This window comes from Dactylosporangium sp. NPDC051541 (assembly GCF_044454505.1).
GTDB lineage: Bacteria > Actinomycetota > Actinomycetes > Mycobacteriales > Micromonosporaceae > Dactylosporangium.
In genome coordinates, this window is sequence record NZ_JBITDU010000004.1 from 496,973 (window position 1) to 506,053 (window position 9,081).

Sequence of the window (9,081 nt, forward strand, 5' to 3'; positions counted from 1 at the left end):
GGGGCCCCCCCCCCCCGGGGGGCGCCCCCCCCCCCCGGGGCGGGGGGGGGGGGGGGCCGCCCGGGGGGGGGGGGGGCGGGGGCGGGGGGGGGGGGGGGGCCCCCCCCCCGCCGCCCCCCCCCCCCGCCGCCCCGTCACCGTTTGGCGTGCAGCAGCCGATGCAGGGTCAGCCACTGCTCCGGCCACACCAGCCCGACGGGGGTCCGCGGGTCGAGCCGGAGCGCCCGGAACGCCGCCGTGACCCGCGCCGGGGCATACCGCGTGCACAGCGACGCGTGCAGCGAGCCGCCGACCCCGCTGAACCCCAGACGCACATTTCGCCGGTACTGCCCGAGCCCGCCCGCCTCCACGAGCGGCTCGGCCCGCTTGACCAGCCGCAGCACCCCGCCGTCGACGCGCGGGACGGGCCGGAACGCGGCCCGCGGCACGACCCCGGCCAGGTACCAGTCGAACAGCGGCCACGTCTCGATCGTCAGCCGCGACCACCGCCCGTAGTCCCCGGTGCGCTTCCGCGCGTACTCGAGCTGCGTCAGCAGGGTCGCCGACACCAGCCCCGGCGCGGCGAGACACCAGCCGACCACGGCCGACGTGAGCGCGTACGGGATGTTCCCGACGACCGCGAACTCCCCCGCGGGCGGCGCGGCCGCGAGGAAGTCCCGGCTGCGCACGGTGAGCCGCTCGTGATCCGGCAGCGCGGCCGCCAGGCCGGGGTCGACCTCGTAGGCGATCACCCGCCGGCCCCGCCGCAGCAACTCGGTGGTGAGCGTGCCGCGCCCGGCCCCGACCTCGACGACGAGCCGATCGGAGGCTATGTCAGCGGCGTTGATGACGTGTCGCACGGCCGCGGGGTCGGCGAGAAAGTTCTGCCCGTACACCCGCCGGGCCCGCGGATGGGCAGCCCGAAATTGGGACATTGACCAGGTTCCCTAGGTTCGCTAGCACGAATGCGGACGCGAAAGGGCCCCGGTACTGCACGAAGAAGGATTGAAGCGACCTGTGTGGTGCTGGCGCGCGTCAGGCCTGGCAGACCAGGGCACGACGCCGGATGCGCAACCGCGAAGCCGGCGCGAAGGCCGCCTCGATCAGGGCATGCGTCGTGATGGTCATGCCGCGCACGCTACCAGACCTCCCGCCGCCCTCGCACCGATCCCGCCGCCGCCCGTGGTCCGTCAGGCGGTGAGCTTGTAGACCGTCGTGCCGCCCACCGTCGTCGCGGTGTAGTTGGCGGCCACCCAGGCGGCGATCTCGCTGTTGCCGCCGCCCAGGCCGCCGCCGCGGCCGCCGGCGATGTAGTACGCGACCTTGCCCGCGCTGACCCAGGCCTTGAACCGGGCCAGCGTCGGCGCGGGGTCGCTGCCGTCCCAGCCGCCGATGGCGATGACGGACTTGCCGGTCTCGAGCTCCAGCTCGGCGGCGGTCTGGTCGCCCGTCGTCGCCGCGGCCCACTTCGTCGTCGTGGCCCGCAGCAACGTGGTCAGTTCGGTGCCGCCGCCGCCCTGGCCGCCACCGCCGAAGCCGCCGAAGCCGCCACCGCCGTCCAGGCCGGACGAGGTCGGGCCGGAGGTCGGGATGGAGCCGGTGTGGGGCGTCGCGGCCGTGGACATCGACCAGGCGGCCGTGGCGCCGAAGGTGGACAGCACCGCGGTCAACGCCACCACCACGCCCAGGCGTTTCGCCCATCCCGATGCCGGGCGGGGCAGCGCCGCGATGGCCACCGCCGCCGCGCCGCCGACCACCAGCACCGTCCAGCGCAGCCACGGCGTCCACGCCGGGTCGCGGGACAGCAGGGTGAAGTCCCACGCGGCGGTCACGAAGACCATCGCGGCCAGGGTCAGGCGGGTCGGCAGGGCGGCCCGGGCCCGCCACAGTTCGCGGGCCGCGATCGCCACCAGGGCGGCGATCGACGGGGCCAGGGCCACGGTGTAGTACGGGTGGATGGTGCCGGACATGTAGCTGAAGACCACGGCCGAGACCAGGAGCCAGCCGCCCCACACGATGAACGCGGCCCGGGTCGGGTCGGTGCGGGGCGCGCGGCGGGTGAACCACAGGCCGGCGACCAGCGCGATCAGCGCGGCCGGCAGGAGCCAGCTGATCTCGGTGCCCATGCTGGCGCCGAAGAGGCGGGTGATGCCGGTCGCGCCGCCGAAGCCCACGTTCTGGAACCCGCCGCCACCACCGCCCCCGCCGCCGCGGTTGCCGTCGCCGCCGAGGATGCGGCCCAGGCCGTTGTAGCCGAGGGCGAGCTCCAGGAGGCTGTTGTCCGTCGACCCGCCGATGTACGGGCGCGACGACGCCGGCCACAGCGCGACCAGGGCCACGAACCAGCCGGCGGAGACGACCAGCGCCGCGCCCGCGGTCAGCAGGTGCAGGAGGCGGCGCCCGATCGTGGCCGGGGCGGCGATCAGGTACGCCAGGGCGAAGCCGGGCAGGACCAGCAGGCCCTGGAGCATCTTGGTCAGGAAGGCGAAGCCCAGCGCCGTCGCCGCCAGCGCCAGCCAGCCCGGCGCGGCCCGCTCCACGGCGCGGGTCGTGCAGTACGCGCCCGCCACCAGCAGCAGCGTGAGCAGCGCGTCCGGGTTGTCGAAGCGGAACATGAGCACCGCGACCGGGGTCAGGGCCAGGGCCGCGCCGGCCAGCAGGCCCGCGGCCGCACCGAAGTGGCGTTTCACCGTCGCGTACAGCAGGGCCACCGCGGCCACGCCTTCGAGGGCCTGCGGCACCAGCAGGCTCCAGCTGTTGAAGCCGAAGACGCGCCCGGACAGGCCCATGACCCAGAGGCTGGCCGGTGGCTTGTCGACCGTGATGACGTTGCCCGCGTCGAGGGAGCCGAACAGCAGCGCCTTCCAGCTCTGGGTGCCGGCCTGGACGGCGGCGGCGTAGAAGCCGTTGGCGTAGCCGGAGTCGCCCAGCCGCCACAGGTACAGCACGCCGGTCAGCAGCAGCAGGGCGGCCAGGGCCGGGCGTTGCCACACCGGGCGGGCGGCGGCCGGGGCCGCGTGGCGCACAACTGCCGGCCGGGGCAGCGTCGTCGTGGTCATGAAGCGACTTTGGGGGTACTGCCTGTCCCGACCTTGCCAACAAGCTGTGCCCGAGCTGTGAACCGGCCCGTCAACTCCGCGAGCGGGCGCGGACGTGCACGCGTTCACCCTGCGGGCCGAACAGGCTCAGGACCTCCGTCGCATACGGGTGCGGGTTGCCGAACCAGTGCGGGACCCGGGTGTCGAACTCCACCGCCTCACCGCTCTGCAGCATCATGTCGTGCTCGCCCAAGACGAAGCGGAGGCGGCCGGACAGCACGTACAGCCACTCGTAGCCCTCGTGGGTCTTCGGCGTCGGCGTGCGGTCGGCGGGCGTGTCGGGCGGGAAGATCAGCTTGAACGCCATTGGCGCGCCCGGGCGCTGGGTCAGCGGGATGTGCGTGACGCCGTGGCGGACCACGGGCTTGGCGTGCACGCGCGGGTCGGCGGTCGGCTCGGCCCCGGCCAGGTAGTCCAGGGTGACGCCGTGGGCCCGGGCCAAGGGCAGCAGCAGCTCCAGGGTCGGGCGGCGGCCGCCGGACTCGAGGCGGGACAAGGTGCTCACCGAGATGCCGGTGTCGGCGGCGAGGGCGGTGAGCGTGACGCCGCGCGCCTCGCGGAGACTGCGCAGGCGCGGCCCGACGGGATCGTCCATGCCGTCCAGTTTGCCATTTCGGCAAAGATGTTTGCCACAAGCGGCGGCGTGACGCATGGTCGGGCCATGAGCGAGCGATACGACGTGATCGTCATCGGCGGCGGGGCGGCCGGCCTGAGCGGCGCACTGACCCTGGGCCGGGCCCGCCGCCGGGTCCTGGTCATCGACGGCGGGGAGCCCCGCAACGCACCGGCCGCGGGCGTGCACAACTACCTCGGCCAGGAGAACACCGCCCCCGGCGAGCTGCTGCGCATCGGCCGCGAGGAGGTCCGGCGCTACGGCGTGGAGATCCTCGAGGGCGAGGTCGTCCGCTCCTACCGGGACGGGGCCGACCTGCGGGTCGGGCTCGCGGACGGCCGCGGGTTCAGCGCCCGGCGGCTGCTGGTCACCACCGGCGTAGTCGACGTGCTGCCCGACATCCCGGGCCTCGCGGACGGCTGGGGCCACTGGGTGCTGCACTGCCCGTACTGCCACGGCTGGGAGGTGCGGGACCGCCCCATCGGCATCATCGCCACCAGCCCCATGGCCGCGCACGCCGCGATGCTGTGGCCGCAGTGGACCGACGACTTGATCCTGTTCACCAACAACCAACGGTTCGAGTCGACGTTGACGAAAATCAACGTTGTCGAGGGCGCCGTGACGAAAGTCGACGCACGGGGAGTACACCTGGAAGATGGGCGGTTCGTCGCTCGGGAAGCATTGGTGGTGCAGACCAGCCTCGAGGCGCGAGCCGGCTTCCTGGCCGAGCTCGGGCTCAAGCTCACCCCGCTGGAGATGCAGGGCGTGACGGTGGCGAACTCCATCGCCGCCGACCCCATGGGCCGGACCGACGTGCCCGGGGTATGGGTGGCCGGCAACGTCACCGACCCGATGGGCCAGGTCATCACCGCGGCCGCGGGCGGCATGAAGGCCGGCGCCGCGCTCAACATGGACCTGCTGCAGGAGCCGTAAGCCGGCGGCTGTCCGGCGACACAGGCCACGTCGGCCGAGACGCAGCCGGCCCGCGGCGGCTGTCCGGCGACACAGGCCACGTCGGCCGAGACGCAGTCGGCCCGCTGCGGCTACGGTGTGACGGTGAGCACCGGCGAGGAACGTGACGGGGTCGCGCTGACCAACCTCGACCAGCCCATCTTCGAGGGGGCCGGCGCGACCAAGCGGGACCTGGTCGACTACCTCGACGCCGTGCGGGACCGGATCATCCCGGTGCTGCGCGACCGGCCGCTGTCCGTCGTGCGGATCATGCGCGGGCAGGACAAGTTCATGCAGAAGAACGTGCCCAAGTACACACCGGACTGGGTCAACACGGTCAACATGTGGGCCGAGACCTCCAAGCGGGACATCACCTACGCGCTGTGCGACTCGCGCCGGACGCTGCTCTGGTTCGCCAACCAGCGGGCCGTGGAGTACCACCCGACGCTCGTGCGCGCCGACGACTGGGCGCACACCACGCACCTGGTGCTCGACCTCGACCCACCCGAGGGCGACGACTTCGGCCTGGTCGTGCGGGCGGCCGCGCTGATCCGCGAGACGCTGCGGTCCGTCGGCCTGGCCGGCGCGGTGAAGACCAGCGGCGCGAAGGGCATCCACATCTTCGTGCCGATCGAGCCGACGCCGATGGAGGACGTGGCCGCCGCGACCCGCGCGATCGCGGCCCGGGCCGAGCGGCTCGACCCGGACCTGGCCACCACCGCGTTCATCCGCGAGGACCGGCACGGCAAGGTGTTCCTGGACCCGACGCGGGTGGGCGGGGCGACGGTCGTGTCCGCATACAGCCCGCGGCTCAGGCCGGGCTGCCCGGTGTCGTACCCCCTGGGCTGGGACGACCTGGGCAACGTCAAACCCGGCGACTTCACCGTCCACACCGCGCCCGCACTGCTCGGCGACACCGACCCGTGGGCCGGGCACATGCCGGCCCCGCAGCCGATCCCGGCCGACCTCGTCACCGAGGGCCACACCATTCCGGTACCGCGGGTGCAGGCCATGCACGAGGGCAAGCGCCGGGCCCGGGCCAAGCGGCAGGCGGAGGAGGCCTGACGGAGAGCGCTCTCTGTGCCTGCTGTAAGGTGCGGAAGTGAGTTCGGGGATTAGCGTCGACGTACGTACCAGCACATCCGCACAACGGACGCTCATTCCCCTCGGAGTGATCTTCTTCTTCGTCGGGATGTCGGTCGCCGTCGTCGGCCCGTTCCTGGCCCTGTTCCTGAGCACCGAGGTCCGCGCCGCCCCCGCCCTCGTCGGCGCGTTCCTGGTCGCCGGCCCCCTGGCGTCGATGGTCTCCTCGTCGATCCTCGGCCGGCTCTCCGACCGCCGCCCGCTACGCCGCAAGCTCCTGCTCACCGCCGCCCTGGCCGGCTGCGCGGGCATGATCGCGACCGCGTTCATCCGGGAGTACTGGATCCTCCTGGCCCTGACCATGACCCTCACGGCGGTCAGCGGCTCGCTGTTCCCGCAGTCGTTCGCCTACGCCCGCGAGGTCCTGTCCCAGCGCGGCTCGACCCGGGCCGCGATGGCCACCAGCACGCTGCGGATGGTGTTCTCGATCGCCTGGGTCGCGGGCCCGCCCATAGCCGCGCTGCTCCTGCAGGCCGGTGGCTTCCGCATCCTGTACCTCACGGCCGCCGCCATGTACGCGATAGCCGCCGCCGTCGTGTACCTCCGCCTCGAGGAGGTCTCCCCACCGGCGCACGCGGAACGCCCACCGGCACGCCGGGCGGGCCCGGTGGTGTGGCTCACCCTGGCCGCGTTCGCCGTGATGCAGGCCGCCGGCACCCTCAACGTCCAGGCGATGTCGCTGTATCTGGGCCACGTCCTGCACGCCGAGGTGCGCGACGCGGGCCTGATCCTGGGCTTGTGCGCCGCCCTGGAAATCCCGCTGATGCTGGGCTTCGGCGCGCTGTCGACCCGCTACCCACTGCACCGCCTGATCGTCCTGGGCGCCGCGTTGGGCGTGGCGTACTACATCCTCGTGAGCCTGGTGACGCACAGCTGGCAGATCGCCGCACTGCAGATCCTCAACGCGAGCTTCATCGCCGCCGTCCAGGGCCTGGGCATCTCCTACGTGCAGGAACTCCTGCCGGGCGAACCAGGCCGGGCCGCAACGCTGGCCGCGAACGCCTTCCCGGTGGCCGCGTTGATGGCCGGCCCCCTCCTGGGCCTGTCCGCCGAACTGGGCTACCGCTACGCCTACATCGCCGCCGCCGCGCTGTGCGTCCTGGGCTTCCTGCTCCTGGTCGGCACCGCACAACCGAACAAGACACCCAAGACACAAGCGCAAACAGCAGAACCAGAGGATTCCGAGGCCGCTTCGCTCCCGCCCCGGTCCGGGGGCTCCGCGCCCCCTGGACCCCTTGCCACGTTCACCGATCGCCACGAGCCCGAACCACCACACCCGCGCTGACCCGCTGACCGCATTCGTGGGGAGCCGCTCGGACGGGAGCCGGGACCACCTGATCCGCAACCACGCCTTCAGGCGGACCCACCTCGAGCGGGCGGATTCGACGTTCGCGGCAGTGGTGACCGCGGCGATGACGCCGGGCGCCGGGCACAACGCCGGCGGCATGAGCCGAACCACGACCGATACCGCTCGGAACGCTCGACGAATCCGGATAAACCGGCGAAAGTGAACGAAGAGTAATATATTGACTACTTTATGTCACATTGCCACAAGGGTGGTCGCCAACTGAACCGGGCGGTGGACGCGTGGCCGATCTGGAGTTCGGTGATCGATCAATGGGGTCGTTGCGAGTAGCGGTACGGGGCCGGCGGCGGGGTGGTGCGCGTCGCGTGGCGGCAGCACTCGGTGGCCTGATGTCGTTGACCGGCTCTGTCCTGATACCGGCCACAGGTGCGTGGGCGGTGACGTCGCCGTGCACGGACGCGTCCGCGCCGGCGGCGCAGAGCACCGTGACGTGCTCGGCGACGGGCACATTCACGCTCACGGTACCGGCGGGCACCACGTCGGTCGATCTGGACGTCATCGGCGCCGGTGGCGGGGCCGGCTACCCGGCCCGCTCCCACATCGGCGGCAATGCCGGCGAAGTCACCGGTACCGCCACATTGCCGCTGGGCACGACATCGCTGTACGTGATCGTCGGTGCCGGGGGCGGCGGCGACAACCACGGCTACGGCTACGGCGGCGGCGGATCCGCCGTCTTCGCCCTGGGCGCGGGTCAGGCGTTGCTGGCGAAGCTCGCGATTGCCGGTGGCGGTGGCGGCGGCTCGTACAACGGCGACGGCGGCAGTGCCGGTTCGGCCGGCACCTCGGAGAACTCGGCGCTGGCCGCGCCCGGCGCCGGCGGCAGCGGACCATCTGGTGGAGCCGGTGGCAGCGGTAACTACGCCAGTGGTACGGCCGGCGGGAGCGCCAACCCGTCAGCGCTGACAGTGGCCACCGGCGGCGCCGGCGGCACGTACCCCAACAACAGTGCGGGTGGCAGCGGCGGTGGTGGATACGGCGGTGGTGGTGGCGGCGCGACCGGCAACCAGGGCATCCTGAACATTTACGAGGCCGGTGGCGGGGGCGGCTCGTCGTACGCGTCGCCGACCTATCTCACCGCGGCGAGCACCACGGTGAAGAGCGGCACCGGCGGCATCCAGCTGCCCGGCCTGGTCGCCGGCGACGGCGCGACCGGCCTGGTCACGCTGACGTTCAACGGCCCCGCGGTCCCGAGCGCCCCGACGCAGGTCGCCGCTGTGCCTGGCGACACGCAGGCCACTGTCACGTTCACCGCATCCAGCAGCGACGGCGGGTCGCCGATCACCGGCTACACCGTCACGTCGAGCCCGGGCGGTCTGACCGGAACGTGTGCGGCGAGCCCGTGCACGGTGACCGGACTGACCAACGGCACGGCGTACACATTCACGGTCCACGCGACCAACGCCAACGGCGACTCGCCAGAGTCCACCGCCTCGACGGCCGTCACCCCCGCGCTGCCGCCGGGAATCCCGGCGATCGGGACCGCGACCGGGGGCGCCGGGCAGGCGTCGGTGACCTTCACCGCCCCCGGCAACGACGGCGGGTCGGCGATCACCGGCTACACCGTCACGTCGAGCCCGGGCGGTCTCACCGGGACGTGCCCGGGGAGCCCGTGCACCGTGACCGGCCTGACCAACGGCACCGCCTACACGTTCACCGCCCACGCGACCAACGCCGTGGGCAGCTCCGGGGAATCGGCCGCCTCGAACTCCGCCACCCCGATGACCGTCCCCGGCGCCCCCACGCAGGTGTCGGCGGCGCCCGGCGATACGCAGGCGACCGTGTCGTTCACCGCGCCGGCCGCCAACGGCGGCTCGCCGGTCACCGGGTACACCGTGACGTCGAGCCCGGGCGGTCTCACCGGGACGTGCCCGGGGAGCCCGTGCACCGTGACCGGCCTGACCAACGGCACCGCCTACACGTTCACCGCCCAC

General features: G+C 73.0%; 7 protein-coding genes. 4 read left to right on the plus strand and 3 right to left on the minus strand.

Features of this window, described 5'->3' with window-relative positions:
- Positions 1–134: 134 nt before the first annotated feature.
- The 3 genes from erm to ACIA8L_RS21775 form a co-directional block, all read right to left on the minus strand.
- The gene (gene erm / locus ACIA8L_RS21765; protein WP_395907178.1) at positions 135–914 is read right to left on the minus strand and encodes a 23S ribosomal RNA methyltransferase Erm; all 780 of its coding nucleotides are present in this window, start codon (positions 912–914) and stop codon (positions 135–137) included.
- A gap of 255 nt (positions 915–1,169) precedes the next feature.
- A complete protein-coding gene (locus ACIA8L_RS21770; RefSeq protein WP_395907180.1) occupies positions 1,170–3,038 on the minus strand; it encodes a glycosyltransferase family 39 protein in 1,869 nt (622 codons plus the stop codon).
- A gap of 70 nt (positions 3,039–3,108) precedes the next feature.
- Positions 3,109–3,672, minus strand: coding sequence for a helix-turn-helix domain-containing protein (locus ACIA8L_RS21775; RefSeq protein WP_395907182.1), 564 nt, complete (start codon positions 3,670–3,672; stop codon positions 3,109–3,111).
- A gap of 66 nt (positions 3,673–3,738) precedes the next feature.
- Between ACIA8L_RS21775 and ACIA8L_RS21780 the strand changes: the two genes are divergently transcribed.
- The 4 genes from ACIA8L_RS21780 to ACIA8L_RS21795 form a co-directional block, all read left to right on the plus strand.
- Complete coding sequence (locus tag ACIA8L_RS21780) at positions 3,739–4,623, plus strand: NAD(P)/FAD-dependent oxidoreductase (protein ID WP_395907184.1); 885 nt, start codon at positions 3,739–3,741, stop codon at positions 4,621–4,623.
- A gap of 123 nt (positions 4,624–4,746) precedes the next feature.
- A complete protein-coding gene (locus tag ACIA8L_RS21785) occupies positions 4,747–5,706 on the plus strand; it encodes a DNA polymerase domain-containing protein (protein ID WP_395907186.1) in 960 nt (319 codons plus the stop codon).
- 37 nt (positions 5,707–5,743) lie between these two features.
- Positions 5,744–7,069 carry a sugar efflux transporter gene (locus tag ACIA8L_RS21790; RefSeq protein ID WP_395907188.1) on the plus strand — a complete coding sequence of 442 codons (1,326 nt, stop codon included), beginning with the start codon at positions 5,744–5,746 and terminating at the stop codon, positions 7,067–7,069.
- A gap of 458 nt (positions 7,070–7,527) precedes the next feature.
- Positions 7,528–9,081, plus strand: a 1,554-nt coding sequence (locus ACIA8L_RS21795) for a fibronectin type III domain-containing protein (protein ID WP_395907190.1), incomplete at its 3' end; no start/stop codon positions are given.

Bases quoted from the DNA above. Each gene is read 5' to 3' on its own strand.
- ACIA8L_RS21770 (WP_395907180.1), bottom strand. From the start codon at position 3,038: ATGACCACGACGACGCTGCCCCGGCCGGCAGTTGTGCGCCACGCGGCC.
- ACIA8L_RS21775 (WP_395907182.1), bottom strand. From the start codon at position 3,672: ATGGACGATCCCGTCGGGCCGCGCCTGCGCAGTCTCCGCGAGGCGCGC.
- ACIA8L_RS21780 (WP_395907184.1), top strand. From the start codon at position 3,739: ATGAGCGAGCGATACGACGTGATCGTCATCGGCGGCGGGGCGGCCGGC.
- erm (WP_395907178.1), bottom strand. From the start codon at position 914: ATGTCCCAATTTCGGGCTGCCCATCCGCGGGCCCGGCGGGTGTACGGG.